This window comes from Paeniglutamicibacter psychrophenolicus (genome assembly GCF_017876575.1).
Classification (GTDB): Bacteria; Actinomycetota; Actinomycetes; order Actinomycetales; family Micrococcaceae; genus Paeniglutamicibacter; species Paeniglutamicibacter psychrophenolicus.
This window is the reverse complement of sequence record NZ_JAGIOE010000001.1, coordinates 2,426,964-2,443,805: the sequence shown is the minus strand read 5'-3', so window position 1 is coordinate 2,443,805 and position 16,842 is coordinate 2,426,964. Positions and strand designations below refer to the sequence as shown.

Annotated in this window: 16 protein-coding genes; 5 read left to right on the top strand and 11 right to left on the bottom strand. The window is 67.1% G+C overall.

Going from position 1 to position 16,842, the window contains the following annotated elements:
* Nucleotides 1-7: 7 nt before the first annotated feature.
* The 9 genes from JOF46_RS11075 to JOF46_RS11035 form a co-directional block, all read right to left on the bottom strand.
* Nucleotides 8-1,006 (bottom strand): 3'-5' exonuclease, encoded by a 999-nt coding sequence (locus JOF46_RS11075; RefSeq protein WP_209907332.1) that lies wholly within the window; start codon nucleotides 1,004-1,006, stop codon nucleotides 8-10.
* 145 nt (nucleotides 1,007-1,151) lie between these two features.
* The gene (locus tag JOF46_RS11070; RefSeq protein ID WP_209907331.1) at nucleotides 1,152-1,847 is read right to left on the bottom strand and encodes a hypothetical protein; all 696 of its coding nucleotides are present in this window, start codon (nucleotides 1,845-1,847) and stop codon (nucleotides 1,152-1,154) included.
* Entirely contained in the window at nucleotides 1,844-2,767 is a 924-nt protein-coding gene (locus JOF46_RS11065) for an ABC transporter ATP-binding protein (RefSeq protein WP_209907330.1), read from the bottom strand. The genes JOF46_RS11070 and JOF46_RS11065 overlap by 4 nt, the downstream gene beginning before the upstream one ends.
* Entirely contained in the window at nucleotides 2,767-3,156 is a 390-nt protein-coding gene (locus JOF46_RS11060) for a GntR family transcriptional regulator (RefSeq protein WP_209907329.1), read from the bottom strand. Before JOF46_RS11060 ends, JOF46_RS11065 begins: the two co-directional genes overlap by 1 nt.
* Before the next feature lie 598 nt (nucleotides 3,157-3,754).
* Entirely contained in the window at nucleotides 3,755-4,543 is a 789-nt protein-coding gene (locus tag JOF46_RS11055) for a hypothetical protein (protein ID WP_209907328.1), read from the bottom strand.
* A 2-nt stretch (nucleotides 4,544-4,545) separates the two neighbouring features.
* Nucleotides 4,546-5,772 carry a toxic anion resistance protein gene (locus JOF46_RS11050; RefSeq protein ID WP_209907327.1) on the bottom strand — a complete coding sequence of 409 codons (1,227 nt, stop codon included), beginning with the start codon at nucleotides 5,770-5,772 and terminating at the stop codon, nucleotides 4,546-4,548.
* A gap of 294 nt (nucleotides 5,773-6,066) precedes the next feature.
* Complete coding sequence (locus tag JOF46_RS11045; RefSeq protein WP_209907326.1) at nucleotides 6,067-6,768, bottom strand: DedA family protein; 702 nt, start codon at nucleotides 6,766-6,768, stop codon at nucleotides 6,067-6,069.
* 111 nt (nucleotides 6,769-6,879) lie between these two features.
* On the bottom strand, nucleotides 6,880-7,296 hold the full coding sequence (locus JOF46_RS11040) for a DUF6924 domain-containing protein (protein WP_209907325.1): 417 nt from the start codon (nucleotides 7,294-7,296) through the stop codon (nucleotides 6,880-6,882).
* Nucleotides 7,297-7,372: 76 nt separating this feature from the next.
* Nucleotides 7,373-7,729 carry a cupin domain-containing protein gene (locus tag JOF46_RS11035; RefSeq protein ID WP_209907324.1) on the bottom strand — a complete coding sequence of 119 codons (357 nt, stop codon included), beginning with the start codon at nucleotides 7,727-7,729 and terminating at the stop codon, nucleotides 7,373-7,375.
* A gap of 329 nt (nucleotides 7,730-8,058) precedes the next feature.
* Between JOF46_RS11035 and acnA the strand changes: the two genes are divergently transcribed.
* The 5 genes from acnA to JOF46_RS11010 all read left to right on the top strand — a co-directional run bounded on the left by acnA (nucleotide 8,059) and on the right by JOF46_RS11010 (nucleotide 15,358).
* On the top strand, nucleotides 8,059-10,851 hold the full coding sequence (acnA, locus tag JOF46_RS11030) for an aconitate hydratase (protein WP_209907323.1): 2,793 nt from the start codon (nucleotides 8,059-8,061) through the stop codon (nucleotides 10,849-10,851).
* A 256-nt stretch (nucleotides 10,852-11,107) separates the two neighbouring features.
* A complete protein-coding gene (locus JOF46_RS11025) occupies nucleotides 11,108-11,542 on the top strand; it encodes a DUF6176 family protein (protein WP_209907322.1) in 435 nt (144 codons plus the stop codon).
* Entirely contained in the window at nucleotides 11,539-12,600 is a 1,062-nt protein-coding gene (locus JOF46_RS11020) for an NAD-dependent epimerase/dehydratase family protein (RefSeq protein ID WP_209907321.1), read from the top strand. The genes JOF46_RS11025 and JOF46_RS11020 overlap by 4 nt, the downstream gene beginning before the upstream one ends.
* Before the next feature lie 26 nt (nucleotides 12,601-12,626).
* Entirely contained in the window at nucleotides 12,627-13,385 is a 759-nt protein-coding gene (locus tag JOF46_RS11015; protein WP_209907320.1) for a metallophosphoesterase family protein, read from the top strand.
* A gap of 131 nt (nucleotides 13,386-13,516) precedes the next feature.
* Nucleotides 13,517-15,358 (top strand): HNH endonuclease signature motif containing protein, encoded by a 1,842-nt coding sequence (locus JOF46_RS11010; RefSeq protein WP_245348094.1) that lies wholly within the window; start codon nucleotides 13,517-13,519, stop codon nucleotides 15,356-15,358.
* Nucleotides 15,359-15,464: 106 nt separating this feature from the next.
* Here the strand turns inward: JOF46_RS11010 and JOF46_RS11005 are convergent, their stop codons facing one another.
* Nucleotides 15,465-16,019, bottom strand: a complete 555-nt coding sequence (locus JOF46_RS11005) for a hypothetical protein (RefSeq protein ID WP_113761934.1) — start codon at nucleotides 16,017-16,019, stop codon at nucleotides 15,465-15,467.
* A gap of 185 nt (nucleotides 16,020-16,204) precedes the next feature.
* Nucleotides 16,205-16,840, bottom strand: coding sequence for an RdgB/HAM1 family non-canonical purine NTP pyrophosphatase (gene rdgB, locus JOF46_RS11000; RefSeq protein ID WP_209907318.1), 636 nt, complete (start codon nucleotides 16,838-16,840; stop codon nucleotides 16,205-16,207).
* Nucleotides 16,841-16,842: the final 2 nt, after the last annotated feature.

Genomic DNA, 16,842 nt, shown 5'->3' with positions numbered 1-16,842 from the left:
GGCTTGCTCAGGCCGCGTCGAAGCCGTCGATCAGCTGCAGGAACTCGCCCTCGGAAAGTATCGCCACGCGCTGCCCGGCCTCCTGCAGGCGCAGCACCCGCTTGGCCTTGCCGGTGAGCCGGCCGGTGGACAGGTCCTCGGGCACGAAGCCGTCGCCGACCACCAGCACCGTGGTCGCGCGCGTCACCCGGCTGGCGGTGTTGGCCCCGCGCTCGGCGGAGCGGTCCTTGGCGACTTGCCGGGAGATGCGCAGGTTGCCGGTGAACACCACCGTCTCGCCGAACAGCGGGTGCGCCGGGTCGGCCCCGGGGTCCCCGGTGCGGTCCTCGCCCTCCTGCGGCCACGCGGCCCATTCGGGCTGCATCGGCACGCGGTTCCCGCTGGCGGCCCAGCCCTGGGCGTCGCGGGTGGCCTTGGACAGTTCGTCGCCTGGCACGTAGGCCGGGGCGAAGCCCATCTTCACCTTCAGCGCCTCGGCGGCCGCGGCCACCGCGTCGGCTTCCTGGCGGCGGGCGATGTCGATCATGATGTTCGCGCAGGCCCGGGCATCGGCGAGCGCATCGTGGTGGTTTTCCATCGGCGAGCCGGCCTCTTCGGCCACGAAGGGCAGCGAGTAGGAGGAGAGCTCGTAGGTGCGCCGGGACATCTTCACGGTGCAGGCGTAGTCGAACGCCGGTCCGGCGAGCGCCGAGACCTCCAGGGCGGAGCGGATCACGCCCAGGTCGAAGGCGGCGTTGTGCGCCACGAGGGTGTCGGTACCGATGAAGTTGGCCATCGGGGTGAACAGTTCACCGAAACGCGGGGCGTCGGCGACCATGTCCGCGGTGATGCGGTGGATCATGACGTTGCGTGGGTCGAAGTGGTCAAAGCCCTCCGGCGGGCGCATCAGCCAGGAGGCTTCCTCGACGATTGTGCCGTTGCGGACCCGGCTGAGCCCGACGCTGCAGGCGGAGCCACGGAATCCGTTGGCGGTTTCAAAGTCGATCGATGTAAAGTCCAGGGCCACGCACCAAAGGATACCGTCGATCCCCCGCACCTTGGGCACCGCGACCCCCGCATGTGTCGCGAATGACACCCCACCCGGCATGGCGAACCCCTGCGGGGAGGCTTGCCGCATCGCCTCCCCGCCGGGTTCGCCCGGTGCCCGGTGCCTAGGTCGTGGCCCGGCGCAGCGTCAGGTAGGAACCTCCGGCCAACAGCACGCAGAGGCCACCAAGGACGATGCTCAAGCCCAGCACCTGCATCGCGGCGAACCACGCGCCGACCTGGGGCCAGGCATCGTTCAGTGTCGCCAGCCCAACCAGGCCCAGCAGCACCACGGCGAAGCCGATGCCGGCGATCAGCAAGCCGGTGGCCTTCCAGCGCATGTACACCGTGGCAGCCCAGAAACCGATCATGAACAGCAGCACCATGGCCACGAAGTAGAACAGGATCTGGATGGCGGCGTTGTTTCCGGCGATCCAGCCCAGGGCGAAGAGCTGCCCGTTGAAACCCCAGCCGCCGGTGGCCTTTTCCACCAGGCCCAGCAGGTAGTACAGGATCGCATAGCCCAACGCGATGGTCGCGAAAAGCCCAAGGGTTCCCAGATAGAACGTCCTGCGCGAAACGCTCATGGCTTGGGAGAACGGGAAGGTGAAGGTCAGCGACTGGATGCCCAGCGCCAGAAAATACCACATGACCGCCTGGCCCGACCCCGAGTACAGGGTCCCTTCCCTGGCACTGGCCGGCAGCAGGGCCCAGATGGCAAAGGTCATCAGGGTGGAGGCCACCAGGATCACCATCGGGATGCCCAGGAATGACCACTTGTTGATCAGTTGCATCCGGGCAACCTTGACGACGCGGTTCATTTAAGGGCCTCCTGGTAGCGATCCCCGCGGGGTTCTGTTTGGGCGGCCATGGTGGTGCGCACAACCAGTTGCTGCAGTGGAACGGGTGAGAGCTCAAGTCCCAGCTCGGCGGCCATGGCGCGCTCGGTCGCCCCGAGCCGCGCCTGGATGGTGACCGAGGCCAGGGAACCGAGGGAGTCGCGGTGCAGCACGCGGTGGCCCTCGATGAAGGCCGCAACCTTCTCCTGGTTCCCGGTCACGGCGAAGGCCGAGCCGCGCAGCGAGTCGGCGTCCTCGTCAAGGATGATCCGTCCCTTGTCGATGACCACGACATGCTCCAGGAGGTTCGCGATCTCGTCGATCAGGTGGGAGGAGAGCACGATGGTGCGCGGGTGGGCGGAGTAGTCCTCGACCAGGCGGTCGTAGAAGATCTGCCGGGCCACCGCGTCAAGCCCCAGGTAGGGCTCGTCGAACACGGTGATTTCGGCCCGGGCCGCCATCCCGATGATCACCCCGACGGCCGAGAGCTGGCCGCGGGAGAGCTTCTTGATGCGTCGCTTGGTCGGCAGGGCGAAGTCCTCGATGAGCCTCTCAGCCAGGTCCTGGTCCCAATTGGCGAAGAACAGCGCTGCGGCCCTGAATGCCTGGCGCGCATTGAAGTCATCGGGATATCTCTGCGATTCACGGATGAAGCAGATCCGCGCCAGCGTCCCGTCGTTTTCGTACGGGTCCTTGCCATGGATCAGCACCTGGCCGCCGGTCGGGAACCCCTGGCCACTGAGGATCGACATCAGGGTGGTCTTGCCGGCGCCGTTGCGGCCCAGCAGCCCGTAGATCCGGTTTGCCTCCAGGGACAGGGAGACCGAGTCCAGGGCGTTGGCTTCGCGGTAGGTCTTTGTCAGGTTTCGCACCTCGATGGCCGGTGCAGGTGTCGTTTCCATTATCGGACACTTCCTTCGGCCGCATCGGCAGCCAGTGATTGGCGGACCATCGAAGCCAGTGTCTCGGCGTCGATGCCGAGTTTCCTCGCCTCGCGGGCCAGCGGTTGGATGTATTGGGCGGCGAAAGCGCTGCGCCTTTTACCCAGCAACTGGTCGCGGGCCCCAGTGGCGACGAACATGCCAATTCCTCGTTTCTTGTACAGGATTCCTCGTTCAGCCAAGAGGTTCACTCCCTTGGCCGCGGTGGCCGGATTGATGCGGTAGTAGGCCGCGAACTCGTTGGTTGAGGGGACCTGCGTTTCCTCGGCCATCGTGCCGGCGACGATCTCGGACTCGACCAGTTCCGCGATCTGGATGAAGATCGGCCGCGAATCATCGATGGCGCCCACGACGACCAGCCTTTCTTGACACGCAACGATCCCACGAGCCTGATTGGTTCAGTGGTTCATTACTCATGTAACTAACCTAGGGTGGCGGGAACCGGTTGTCAACAGGAAACAGGTGATTCATTCAGTCGCGGGCCGACACCGCGCCCCACCTTTCACCGGGCAGCAAAAAGCCCGGCCGTCCACAGCCCCCGCGCGATGCGATGGACGTGGGCGATCGGGCCCGTGATGCATGCCGCGCGCAGCCGCGTGGCAAGTCGATCTCGTTGTGCAGCATGCCGGTGGATTTCTTGGTTCGTCGCTTGCGGATGTACCCGCGAAGAACCCTGTGCGCCCTGAGAACATGGAGAAGCCAAGACATTTTTGGAGACACCGTCACTGGATTCGCGACGAGCTCGGCATCAGGCAACTTGCGGTTCGCAGGACAAGGAAGACGCTGAGAGTAAATTTTCTCCAACGAAATCCCCCGTGCGGATACATGGGGGGAATTCCTGAGCGAGTCTCGTTTGCCCACGAATACCAACTCACAACCGCACTGCTTTCACGAGGTATCCCGTCGGCAATCAATCCACGAAACGCAATCACCTACGGACGTGATCTCTTACTTGATCCCGAAGTCGAATCCACCTTGCTGGTGATGCCCGAACCGTTCTCTCAGGAAGTTGCCGGTAGTGGTCAGATCCGACGAGGTTTGGCTGTGACGGGTGGAGTGCAGTGTCTCGGCCTGTCCGAGAAGGAGCCCAAGTTGCTCAACCAATTCCTCATTGGGTGTTCTTCCGTTTGGTTGCCGGTTGTCCACCATGCTCGGCGGTATGGCCAGGAATCCCCGAAGAACCGTTGGCAGGTATTCCCTCACCACGGCTTCCAGTTCATACTCAAACCGCGCATCACCGGACGGCTGCAGGATTTCGGCGTCGATTACCGAGTCCAGCATTTGGCAGGTTTCCAGGATGGTTACGTATGTATCTCCGGGAAGGCGGTGCTTGTTCTGCTTGGCCTTGGCGCTCACCCATGCCAGAGCGGACGACAGGTTGTCCGACGCCCCGGGGAGCGAAGTTGCGGTCGGGTACGACTGGGCGGGAGGGGGCATGGTCGCGTGCTCGTGGACCATGTTGCCGCGCTCTGATTTTCGCACCCTTCTGGGAAGCCAGAGATCGCGAAGCATGTATGAACGCACGGCTGACAAGCCCATGGCCGCGAGACCGACAATAGCACCGCTGCTTCCAAGGGAAACGGCGGCAATGAAGACGGCGGCGTAGCACCCACCTTCAAACATAACCTTCTTGTTCTTGGCGCCAATGCCGATCACGAGCACGTAAAAAGCGACGAAAAGCCAGAAAACGAATGCAAGCACTACCCTGAAGATATTTCCTGCAGTGATGCGAGACATCGTTAGCCCCTCTGTGTGTGCGTAGTGGCTGCGTCTGTGGCGTGACTGCGCTCAAGCTGACGTCGCGCTCGACCCACTTGACCTTCAAGAACCTGCACCGTCTGTTTCATGGACTGTGCTGCTTCCGTCTTGAACCTGTCGATCTCGTCCATGGCCTGGAATACGTTGTCGAATGCTTGCTGCAACTTGGTGGAGTCGATTGTTGCCCGGGCAGCATTCTTGTGAATGGCAGCACCCTGGGAACGGAGGAGTTCCGAGGTCGAGACAATCAAGTCCGACGTGGTCGAATTGAGGGCATCAATTTGCGCCAGAACGATCTTTTGCTGAGCCAGGGCTTGCGCAACTATCACCGCGACCCGCAGCGCTGAGAGAGTGGTGTCGAGCGCCCGATCCACGCCCTTGATCAGCTCCGAGTTGTTCTTCTTGACCACGTCAAGAGCCAGATACCCTTGGATGGAAACCGCCATCTGGGTCAACAAGTCTTGGTGGCGCTGGCGGACATAGTAGAGGGCGTCTGCCTCCAGGGTTGTGGCGTCGTCCGCTTTACCAACGTTGCGCAGCTCTTCAATCCGCCGCTCCAAACCGTCTCCAAGGTGGCTCGCGAGCACGGCGTAATTCGCCAACTTCCCCATCGCAGCCCAGAGAGCATCGCGTTCGGTCTGAATGGCAGCGTTGTCCTGCCGAAGGTCGTCCTGCCCACCCTTGAGTGCCTTGGTAATGGCGTCGAGTTGCTCTTGCGACGACTCGTACTTCAAGAAGTATCGCTGCATAGCGCTACCCCCGGGTAGGAACTTCAGAAAACGCTTCGTGCCAGTCAAATCATGGCGCTTGGGATCCAGCTCGGTGACGATCTGCCGCAGTTCCACCAAGGTGTTGCCGGTCCGCGATGCAGGGTCCGCGCCAGTCGCGGCAAGAACGGCTGCCGGCCTCTTCAACATCCGATTGGACGCACCGCTTGCCTGCTGCATCGTGCCCTCGCCCAGCCGGGTCAACTGGGCCAACTTGGTCTGAAATTCCGGGCTCTGGAGCGGGACCGCCAGCAGGTCGTCAAGAAAGCTGTTGGCAGTCTCAGCGTGCTTCTGCTGCGCGTCGGCATCCACCAGGACCATGCCACCGACCTTCTCCGGAACATGAACCGTTACCTCGGCCACAGGCTTCGGCGGCTCCAACTCAAGCGGGTTCCCTGCCTGCAGGGACGAATTCGAGTCGAGGTCGAGCGGGTTCAACATGATGTACTCCTTGGAGGCTTTGGGCCAAGTTGCAGTCTGCAAGAGGTTACCTGAAGGTTACCGCAGATGTCCGACATCAATGTCGGCCGCGGCCTTCAACATGACCTCTGCCACCGGGCCATCCACACGTTGACCTTCAGTCACAGGGAAAGCCCCGCAATCAGCGGCAACCGCATAGCCGAGGGGACGCCACCTCCCCCCGGGCCGCAAAAAAGCCCGGCCGCACGTCCTTGGCTTTCCTTTCGGGGTGCCAGGGACATGCGACCGGGCCCGGGGCTCGGTGGGGCGGTGCGGCTACTTGGCTGCGTCCGCGTCCTGCAGGGCAGCGCTCTTCTTCGCCCGCGACTTGCGGATCTTCAGCACGGCCCAGAGCACGATCAGCGCGGCGACTACCACGATCACGATCTTCTGGAAGACGTCGGCATAGGTCTCGACGATGTGCCAGTTCTCCCCCAGGTAGTACCCGGAGAGCACGAAGATGGAGTTCCAGATCAACGACCCGGCCGCGGTCAGGCCCAGGAACCTGGCCTGGTTCATCTTCGTGACGCCGGCGGGGATGGAGATCAGCGAGCGGAAGATCGGGATCATCCGGCCGAAGAACACGGCCTTGGAGCCGTTGCGGTCAAACCAGCCCTCGACCTTGTCCACGTCTTCCAGGTCAACCAGCGGCAGCCAGCCGAAGATCGCCCGGGTGCGCGTCCGGCCCAGCGCCCGGCCCACCCAGTACAGCGCGTAGGCGCCGAAGATCGACCCGATCGTGGTCCACAGCAGCGCCTCGAACAGCGAGAAGGACCCGCGGCTGGCGGTGAAACCGGCCAGCGGCAAGATGACTTCGGAGGGCAGCGGCGGGAACAGGTTCTCCAGCGCGATGGCCAGCGCGGCGCCGGGCGCCCCGATGACCTCCATCAGGTGCACCGCCCAGTCGGCGAATCGGGTGATCAGGCTTCCGCCGGAGGGATCGGCGGTCGCGGCCTGTAGCGCAATCAAAGTAGTCATTACCCATCAGTGTCTCTTAACGGGCTGGAAATCCACCGGGCCCGCAGGCCCAATGTGTCCAAGGCCTCACGCGCGCGGCCACGCGCAACCGCGGCGGTCCTGGTCGCACGGCTACGCGAATCCCCTAAAGACCCCTGACGCGTCGGAAGCGCGCACGAAATCCTCCCAATCCAGGTTGGCGATGTTCAGGTTGCTCTCCACCGCCCACAACTCCGAGGCGACGCAACGGAATTCCGGACGCCCCTCCATCAGGTCGATCACCAAGACCGGGTACCCGCGGTCGGCCAGGCTGCGCCGGTCGGCGGCGAAGAAAACCGTCGGGCCAAACCGGTTGGGAACGACGGCCGCGCGCAGGAGCTGCGGGGCCGCCCCGTCGAATGCCGGATCGTCGACGATGGACAGGTTCGCCAGAAACCCTTCCTCGCTCGCTCGCCCCACGGCCTCAAGCAGGCGCCCCCAGGCGGCCTGGTCGGTGAAATCAAGGCGGACCAAGGGAGAAACCGACCAGGTGTCGGGCAGCATCTTCATGGCGCCAGTCTTCCACGGCCACCCGCGCCCGTGGAAGGATGCCGGCAGCGGAAACAGTCCGCCCGCGAATCGGGGCTCAGTCGTTTCCTGCCGCTTCCAGCCGGTCGATCTTGGCCACGTTCAGCAGCAACCCCGATTCCTCCAGCGCGGTGATCTGCGAGTACCCGGCCGGCAGCACCAGCAGGTCCCCGGTCCGCCCCTCCCAGTGCTCCTGGCCCGAGGTCAGCCTGATCCGCCCGCTGAGCACCATGATCGTCGCCTCCCCGGGGTTGATGTGTTCCTTCAGTTCCGTCCCCGCGGCCAGGCCGATCACCGTCTGGCGCAGCGTGTGCTCGTGCCCGCCGAAAACCGTGTTGGCGCTGCGTCCGCTGGAGGCCGTCGCGGCAAGCTGCATCTGGGTGCGGGCCATGGCAGTGAGCGAAAACTTCTTCATGCGTCCTCTTATCCCGGAAGGCGAATCCTCTTGCCCAAGGATGGCCCTTCGTGGATGCGGCGGTCAAGCACCGGATTCACGCTTGCCCCGCTTCGGTCCGGCACGCGAACCCCAGCCATGTTCAATTGCTTGTTCTGGCGGTAGGTTGAAAAGAGCTGACACCCGGCCGAGCACCCGGGCAACCCGCCGATTTTTCCCCCGGCGGCACGGCACGTCTGATCGGAGGTGTGGATCGCGCCAAGCCCCGCTTCCTGCCGTTTTCCAAGCACCCGCCGCGCCGGTCGCCGGCAGCCCCCGGGTGGACCCCCATGTGAGAGGACCGCGCTTCAATGCCCACGAACTCCTTCAATTCCCGCTCAACCCTTGACGTCGACGGGCAAAGCTACCAGATCCACCGGATCGATGCCGTCGAAAACTCCGCACGCCTGCCCTACAGCCTCAAGGTGCTGCTCGAAAACCTGCTGCGCAACGAGGACGGACGGCTGGTCACCAAGGACCAGATCAATGCGCTGGCTTCCTGGGACCCGGCCGCCGAGGCAGCCAGCGAGATCCAGTACACCCCCGCCCGCGTGCTGATGCAGGACTTCACCGGGGTGCCCTGCGTGGTGGACCTGGTCGCCATGCGCGACGCCATGACCGCCCTGGGCGGGGACGCGAAAAAGGTCAACCCGCTGATCCCGGCCGAGCTGGTCATCGACCACTCGGTGATCGCCGACGTCTTCGCCCGCTCCGACGCGTTTTCCGTCAACGCCGGCTACGAGTTCAAGCGCAACCAGGAGCGCTACCAGCTGCTGCGCTGGGCCCAGCACTCCTTCGACGACTTCCTGGTGGTCCCGCCGGACACCGGGATCTGCCACCAGGTCAACCTCGAGTACCTTTCCCGGGTGGTGTTCACCCGCGAGGGGCCCGACGGCACCGCGGCCTACCCGGACACGCTGGTCGGCACCGACTCGCACACCCCGATGGTCAACGGCCTGGGCGTGCTGGGCTGGGGCGTGGGCGGCATCGAGGCCGAGGCCGCGATGCTCGGACAGCCCATGAGCCTGCTGATCCCGCAGGTCGTCGGGCTCAAGCTCACCGGCGAACTGCCCGAGGGCACCACCGCCACCGACCTGGTGCTCACCGTCGCCGAACTGCTGCGCAAGATCCGCGTGGTGGGCAAGTTCGTGGACTTCTTCGGCCCCGGGGTCGCCAACGTCCCGCTGGCCACCCGCGCCACGCTGGGGAACATGTCCCCCGAGTACGGTTCCACCGGTGCCCTGTTCCCGATCGACGCCGAGACCCTGGACTACCTGCGGCTCACCGGACGTGCGGAGCACCAGGTCAAGCTGGTCGAGGCCTACGCCAAGGAACAGGGACTCTGGCACGATCCGGAGCACGTTCCGGACTTCAGCCAGGTCGTCGAACTGGATCTGGGCACCGTGGCCCCCTCGCTGGCCGGGCCCAAGCGCCCGCAGGACCGCATCCCGCTGGCCGCCGCCCAGGGCGCGGTGCGCCGGCTGCTGGCCGGGGACACCCACGAGGAAGCCATCGCCGGCGGGCTGGACGACGCCTCGGCCGAATCCTTCCCCGCCAGCGACCCGGTCGCGATCAGCTCCCGGATCGAACGCGACGAGCCCCCGCACGACTACACCGGCGAGGAACCGGCCATCACCTGGCCGTCCAAGCCGACCAAGATCCACCTCGGGGGAAAGACCGAGACACTGGACCACGGCTCGGTCGTGATCGCCGCCATCACCTCCTGCACCAACACCTCCAACCCCACCGTGATGCTCGGGGCGGCACTGCTGGCGAAGAAGGCGGTGGAGAAGGGGCTGCGCTCCAAGCCCTGGGTCAAGACGACCCTGGCACCGGGATCCCGCGTGGTCACCGACTACTACAACCGCTCCGGGCTGACCCCCTACCTGGAAACCCTGGGCTTCAACCTGGTCGGCTACGGCTGCACCACCTGCATCGGCAACTCCGGCCCGCTGATCCCGGAAATCAGCGAGGCGGTGAACTCCCACGACCTCTCGGTCGCCTCGGTGCTCTCGGGCAACAGGAACTTCGAGGGCCGGATCCACGGGGAGGTGAAGATGAACTTCCTGGCCTCCCCGCCGCTGGTCATCGCCTACGCGCTGGCCGGGTCGATGCACGTGGATTTGCTCAACGACTCCCTCGGCGACGACACCGGGGGCAACCCGGTGTACCTGCGGGACATCTGGCCCACGAGCGCGGAAATCAAGGCCGTGGTCGACGCCAACCTCGAGGCCTCGATGTTCACCAAGGGATACGCGGACGTCTACCACGGGGATGAGAACTGGCGTTCCATGCTCATCCCCGAGGGCGACCAGTTCGCCTGGGACGATTCCTCCACCTACGTGCAGTCACCGCCGTACTTCGACGGCGTGGGCCCGGTGCCCGAGCCCATCAAGGACATCAGCGGCGCGCGGGTGCTGGTGAACCTGGGCGATTCGGTCACCACCGACCACATCTCCCCGGCCGGCGCGATCCGCAAGGACTCCCCCGCCGGGGCGTACCTGCTGTCCAAGGGAGTGGCCCCGGCCGACTTCAACTCCTACGGCTCGCGGCGCGGCAACCACCACGTGATGATCCGCGGCACCTTCGCCAACGTGCGGCTGCGCAACAAGCTGGTCCCGGGCGTCGAGGGCGGCTTCACCCGGCACCTGCCGGGCACCGAGACCACGACCATCTTCGACGCCTCGAGCGCGTACCTGCGCGAAGGCACCCCGTTGGTGGTGCTGGCCGGGTCCGACTACGGCTCCGGCTCCTCCCGCGACTGGGCCGCCAAGGGCACGCTGCTGCTGGGGGTCAAGGCCGTGCTGGCCACCTCCTACGAGCGGATCCACCGCTCCAACCTGATCGGCATGGGCGTGCTTCCGCTGCAGTTCCGCGACGGCGAGACCGCCGAGTCCCTCGGGCTCACCGGCGAGGAGGTCTTCTCGGTCTCCGGGCTGGCGGGCACCGAGAAGCTGCCCGACGAGGTCACCGTGTCCGTTGCCGACGGCGACGCCACGCGCGAGATCACCATGGCCGTGCGCATCGACACCCCGGCGGAGGAGGCGTACTACCGCCACGGCGGCATCCTGCAATACGTGCTGCGCCAGCTGCTCGACGCCTAGCGCGCCGGGCCACGGGCCGGTGTCCCCTTCATCGGGGGCACCGGGCCGTTCCATGCCCCCACCCCGGCCCGCCGCGGGCTTCGTGCCCTTCATGGCCCTGTCGATGTCCATGCCGTGGTTCACCGCCTGGCAGCGGCCTCCGGCGGGCGTGCCGAGCGGCCCGGAGCCTGAGACCCGGTGGCAGGATGGCACCATGGAGAACCAGTAACCCCACACCCCGTTCCGTCCCGAACCCCGCGACTTCCCCGGCCACCCGATGCCTGCCTCGGTGCCGCCCGGGCTGCGCCTGGAGCTGAGCCGCTCGCGCATCCGCGAGGGGCAGGAGGACGGGTTCACGCAGTGGATGGATGTCCTGCACGATCGCTACGACGAGGCACTGGAGTCCATCCCCGCCGAACGCGCCGCCTTCGAGACCACCTTCCGGCACCGGGAGGCCGACGGCTGCACCTGGATCTACCACCTTTCCCTCATGGGCGAAGGCACCGGGCTCGACGAGGCGCTGCCCATCGGCGCCACCCACGCCGAGTACAGCCGCAGCGTCAAGGAACCGGGCTGGGAGGAACTGGAACCGATGTTCATGCTCGCCCCCGCGCACCTCGCGGCGGCCATGGAGCATTGGGGCCGCACCGGGAAGGCGCCGGCCACCGAGGCCCCGGAATCGGGGACTCCCGCCGAACCCGCCGGCGCATGAAGCGCGCCATCATCCTGGGCGGCACCGGGGTGCTCGGGCTGGCCACCGCCGGGCACCTGCTGGCCGCCGGCTGGTCGGTCAATGTCACCGGCCGCCACCCCGCCAAGCTGCCCGCGCCGCTGGCCGCTGCCGGCGCCCGATTCATCGCCTCGGACAGGTACGACGACCACGCGCTGGCCGACGCCATCGGCCCCGGTGCCGAGCTGCTGGTCGATGCCGCCTGCTACACCGCCGCGCACGCAACCCAATTGCTCACACACCTGCCCCGCCTCGATTCGACGGTGATGCTCTCCAGCAAGGCCGTCTACGTGGACGCCAGCGGCAACCACGTCAACTCCGAGGTTGCCCCGCGGTTCGACGCTCCCATCAAGGAAACCAACCCCACGATGGCCCCGGGACACGGCACCCACCAATCCCGCGAGGGCTACGGCTCCAACAAGGTCGCCGCCGAGCAGGTATTGCTGGACAGCGGGGCGCCGGTCACCGTCATCCGTCCCTCGAAGGTCCATGGCGCCGGGGCATCCAACCCGCGCGAATGGGTGTTCCTCAAGCGCATCCTCGACCGCCGGCCCGCACTCTTCCTGGCCAACGCCGGCCGCGGGGCCGACCACACCACCGCCGCGGCCAACACCGCCGCGCTCATCGAGGTCGTCGCGGCAAACCCCGGCACCCGGATCCTGAACAGCGCCGACCCCGACGCACCCACCGGCCTTCAGATCGCCCGCACCATCGCCGCCCACCTCGGCCACCACTGGGATGAAATCCTGCTTGACGATGACCGGGCCCCGTGCCTGGGAGACCACCCGTGGAACTTCTTCCCTCCCATCGTCCTGGACACCAGCGCTTCGGTGGCCCTGGGCTACCGGCCCGTGGGCAGCTACGCCCAAACCGTGGGGGCCGAGCTCGATTGGTTGCTGGCCGACCCGGCCCACCGCCCGGCAGACGATGACCCCCGCTTCACACCCTTCACCGACTACGCCGCGGAAGATGAATTCCTGCGCGTGCACCCGGCGATCCAGGCCACCCCGGAAGACCGGCACCGGAACCCATTGCCCTGAACCCGCCACCTCGGCATACTCAAGGAATGATCCGTTCCGTCGCCGTCCTGTCCGACATCCACGGCGTGCTGCCGGTGCTCGAGGCGGTCCTGGCCGAGCCCGCGGTCGCGGCCGCCGACCTCATCGTCATCACCGGGGACCACGCCGCCGGGCCGCAACCCGTCGAGGTCCTGGACCGGCTGGCGGTCCTGGGCGACCGGGCCGTGCTGGTGCGCGGCAACGCGGACCGCGAGCTGGCGGCCGTCGCCCGGGGCGCCTCGATCGAGGTTCCCGACGAGGTCGTCCCCTGGGCGGCCGCGCAGCTGGGCCCGGAGCACATCACGATGCTGGAGCAGCTGCCGCATCCGGTCACCCTCGAGCTGGAGGGCTTCGGCCCCGTGGTGTTCTGCCACGGCACCCCGCGCGACGACGAGGAGGTCGTGCTGGTGGACACCCGGCTGGAGCGCTGGGCCGAGGCCTTCGCCGAGCTGCCCGACGAGGTCCGGACCGTGGTCTGCGGGCACACCCACATGCCCTTCGTGCGGCTGGTGGACCGCCGCCTGGTCGTCAATCCCGGCAGCGTGGGAATGCCCTACGGCCGGGCGGGCGGCCACTGGGCGCTGCTGCGCGACGGCGCCGTGTCCCTGCACCGCAGCATCATCGACGTCGAGGAGGCCATCGCGCAGGTGGTTGCCGCCTCGAGCTACCCTGGCCGCCGGAAATGGGCCGAGTACTTCATCGGTTCCGCGGCGAGCGACGCCGAGGCACTGACCGTGTTCGGACCGCGGGACGGCCGCGACGCCTGAGCGTGGCCCGCATCGACCACGGCCTCGGCTCCACACGCCTGGCCCGGCGGATTCCCGCTCCCGGAAAATAGTTATCCACAGATTCCTTCCTCCGCCCCCGCGGCACCCCGCTTCGGCGCATGCTGGTGGACATGGAAACGGACCGGTTCATCGAACTCACCGCGGGCACCCGCGGCGCCCCGGGACACCAGGTGTCGCCGGATGATGAACTACGCGCCCTGCTCGAGGTCCAGGCACTGGCCCGCGACCTTTCGCGGCGCGTCGCCGCACACACCAGCTCCCCGGTCCACGCCGCCCTGTTCGCCCGGGCGGCCGAAGATGGGCACCGCACCGCCGCCCACGCCCGGCTGTTGGCCGCCGAGACCGCCCGGCGCACCCTGGTCCACGAACTTCCCGAGGCCACGTTCGATGACCTCGCCGCCATCCACCGGGACCCGGCCGGATACCTCGCGGGCACCACGGTGCTTCCGGAGGATCCGGCCACGGTCCCCACCGGCCGGCCGGTCTTCAAGGACACCACCGAATTCCTCTCCGGCTTCCTGCACATTTCCTTCTTCGAGGCCCGCGAACGGGTCAAGTCCATCGACAGGCTGCTGCCCGGCACCGATGTCCACGGCCGGTTGGCCCCGGCACGCTTCCCCGTCTTGGCTCGGGATCTGGCCGACGGGACCGCCGACCCCGGCCAGATCGGCGCCGCAGCCCGCAAGCTCGAGTCCCTCGTCCCACAGATCGAACGGCACCCCGACGCCGCCGCCCTGGCGGGGACGCTCGAGGACCAGGTCGCCGAGTCCGTGCGCACCCAGGATCCCCGCACCACCGCGAAGCTGCTGGCCGGGATCCAAACATCCCTCGAGAATGGACCCGAGGATCTCCCCGAGGAGGTTCTGCGCACACGGACCGGGCTGTTCTACCGCGGCACCACCGGCGGGCTGGGTGAATTCCTGCTGCGCACCTTGCCGCGGGACACCGAGGCCCTGCTGGCCCTGTGCGCCAGCACCGACAACCCCAGGACCAAGGCCGGGGACCGCGACGGGCTGCTCGCCCAGGCCCTGGCAACCACCGGCACGGGTGCGGATACAGATGTCGCCGACGCTGCCGACACCGGCATCGATGGCTCCGACGGTCTGTCCGGCACCGCAGAACACGCCGGTCCGGGTGCTGGTTTCCCCGATTTCCTCACCGACCCCGCCACCGGCGCACCGCTCACCGATCCAGCCGCCATCCAGAAGCTGTCGCTGGATCCCAAGAGCCCCGGCATCCTCGCCAATCTGTTCACCAACGCAACCGGAACCAACGGCAGCAACGGCAACGGCAACGGTGCAGGCACCCGGAACGGGCTATTCGATCCGGGAAGCATGAACTCCACCGCCTATGGAGGCGACGGGCTCACCCCTCCGCAACGACATCTGCAGGGACTGCTGAACTTGATCAGGGCGGCGGGCCAACCACGCACCGGGAAGAAGACCATCGGCCTGCCCTCCCCCAAGACACTGGTCATCGCCACCCTGGACGAGCTGCGCGGGCTGGCCGACACGCACGGCATCACCTCCCGCGGCCAGAAACTCACCCCGGCGGAACTGCGCCAGGGCCTGTGCAACGGCGGGGTCGTGCCCGCGGTCATGGGCGGCAAATCCCAGATCCTGGACCTCGGCCAGGAGGAGCGCTTCTTCCCCGACTACATGCGCGAGATCATCCTGGGGATCTACGGCGGCTGCATCATGCCCGGCTGCACCGTGCCCCCGGAGCATTGCGAGATCGACCATGACGACGAATGGGCAAACGGCGGAACCACGAGGGTCAACGATGGGCGGCCCTTCTGTTCGGGGCACCACCATGCCAGGCACACCGGGCTCATCGATGTCGTGCGCGACGACGACGGGCTCTTCTCCGTCATCCTGCCCAAGTTCATGGACCCCGAGCAAAAACCGAGACGCAACACCTACTGGCGCACTCCCAACCCGCCCCTGTTCTAGGCCACCAATGGCAACGACCCTGCGCGTCCGATCCGGATTGGATGGACGCGCAGGGTCGTTCCTGGTGCAGGGTCGTTCACGGGGCAGCGGCGAGAAACCGAGGCGACTACTCGAAGTCCACCTGTCCGCGGCGCGGCGGGACCGGCGCGATGTGGCCGCCGGCAGCGGCCACCAGCTCCACTTCGTTCAACCGCGGTGCAGGTCCATCGGCGGAGTGAAGGATCCACGGCCCGACCATGAGATAGGCGGCATCGCCCTCGGCCGCGGTGGCCACGCCGGTGACCACGAAGTCGCCGTAGGGCGCCTGCGTGAACGAAGCGACAACCAGGTCGCCGTGCGCCACCTTGTCCGCGGCAATCGGCGTCGGGTCGAAGTCCCCCTCGAATACCGCAGGGAAGGCGCGGACGTCCGAGTCCGGCTGGCGCTGCCGCAGCGGCTCACCCTCCGCGGACTTGGTCGCCTTGGCCGCGGCCGCGGCGTTCAGCCCGCCGACCATCAGGTCATCGAGCACGGTCAGGTGCGCGGCCCCGGTGACCAGGAAGTTGCCGTAACGCGCATTCTTGAACAGGACGGACACCACCTCCGTGCTCCCAACCAGTGCGAAGGCGGCCTTCATGCCCGCAACATCGCGCTTTGACGGCCCCTTGATAAAGGTGTCCACTCTTGCTCCGTTCGTTCTCGGTAGGTTTGTCTTGCTTCCACTCTATGCGCTGGGCCGCCGTTGGCCCGGGGCGGCCGGACCGCATCGCACGATCGGCAGCCCGGGCGCCGCGAGGGGCGGCCCTCCCGGCGGCACGATGCCGGAAGAAGTCCGCCCCCGGCGCCGGGCCGCCAGCGAGTCGGCGCCTACGCGGCGTCCTGGTCCCCCAGCGCCTTGACGATCTGTGGCAGCAGGCCGCGGAATGCGCGCCCGCGGTGGCTGATCGCGTTCTTTTCCTCGCCGGTCAGCTCCGCCACGGAGATCACGTAGCCGTCGGGACTCAGGATCGGGTCGTAGCCGAAGCCGCCGTTCCCCCGGCGCTCGTGCAGCAGCGTGCCGGCCAGGCGCCCCATCTCCACGGCGACATGGCCGTCCGGGGTGGCCAGCGCCGCGGCGCACACGAAGGAGGCCCCGCGGTGCTCGTCGGCGATGTCTCCGAGCTGGGCCAGCAGCAGGTCGATGTTGGCCTCGTCGTCGCCGTGCTTCCCGGCCCAACGCGCGGAGAAGATCCCCGGCGCCCCGCCGAGCACGTCGACCGAAAGGCCCGAGTCGTCGGCGATGGCCACCAGCCCGGTCGCCTCGCACACCGCGCGGGCCTTGAGCAGGGCGTTGCCCTGGAAGGTCACCTGGTCCTCGACGACATCCGGCGCACCGACGGCTCCGGCATCGACGACCTGCGTGTCAACGTCCAGCCCGGGTACCTGCCCGCGCAGCAGCTCGCGCAACTCGCGCAGCTTGCCCTGGTTGTGGGTGGCCAGCACCAGCCGCGGGGTGGCGCCCATGC

Coding starts and splice junctions, on each gene's coding strand:
- JOF46_RS11070 (WP_209907331.1), bottom strand. CDS start 1,847: ATGAACCGCGTCGTCAAGGTTGCCCGGATGCAACTGATCAACAAGTGG.
- JOF46_RS11065 (WP_209907330.1), bottom strand. CDS start 2,767: ATGGAAACGACACCTGCACCGGCCATCGAGGTGCGAAACCTGACAAAG.
- JOF46_RS11055 (WP_209907328.1), bottom strand. CDS start 4,543: ATGTCTCGCATCACTGCAGGAAATATCTTCAGGGTAGTGCTTGCATTC.
- JOF46_RS11050 (WP_209907327.1), bottom strand. CDS start 5,772: ATGTTGAACCCGCTCGACCTCGACTCGAATTCGTCCCTGCAGGCAGGG.
- JOF46_RS11045 (WP_209907326.1), bottom strand. CDS start 6,768: ATGACTACTTTGATTGCGCTACAGGCCGCGACCGCCGATCCCTCCGGC.
- JOF46_RS11040 (WP_209907325.1), bottom strand. CDS start 7,296: ATGAAGATGCTGCCCGACACCTGGTCGGTTTCTCCCTTGGTCCGCCTT.
- JOF46_RS11035 (WP_209907324.1), bottom strand. CDS start 7,729: ATGAAGAAGTTTTCGCTCACTGCCATGGCCCGCACCCAGATGCAGCTT.
- acnA (WP_209907323.1), top strand. CDS start 8,059: ATGCCCACGAACTCCTTCAATTCCCGCTCAACCCTTGACGTCGACGGG.
- JOF46_RS11025 (WP_209907322.1), top strand. CDS start 11,108: ATGCCTGCCTCGGTGCCGCCCGGGCTGCGCCTGGAGCTGAGCCGCTCG.
- JOF46_RS11020 (WP_209907321.1), top strand. CDS start 11,539: ATGAAGCGCGCCATCATCCTGGGCGGCACCGGGGTGCTCGGGCTGGCC.
- JOF46_RS11015 (WP_209907320.1), top strand. CDS start 12,627: ATGATCCGTTCCGTCGCCGTCCTGTCCGACATCCACGGCGTGCTGCCG.
- JOF46_RS11010 (WP_245348094.1), top strand. CDS start 13,517: ATGGAAACGGACCGGTTCATCGAACTCACCGCGGGCACCCGCGGCGCC.
- rdgB (WP_209907318.1), bottom strand. CDS start 16,840: ATGGGCGCCACCCCGCGGCTGGTGCTGGCCACCCACAACCAGGGCAAG.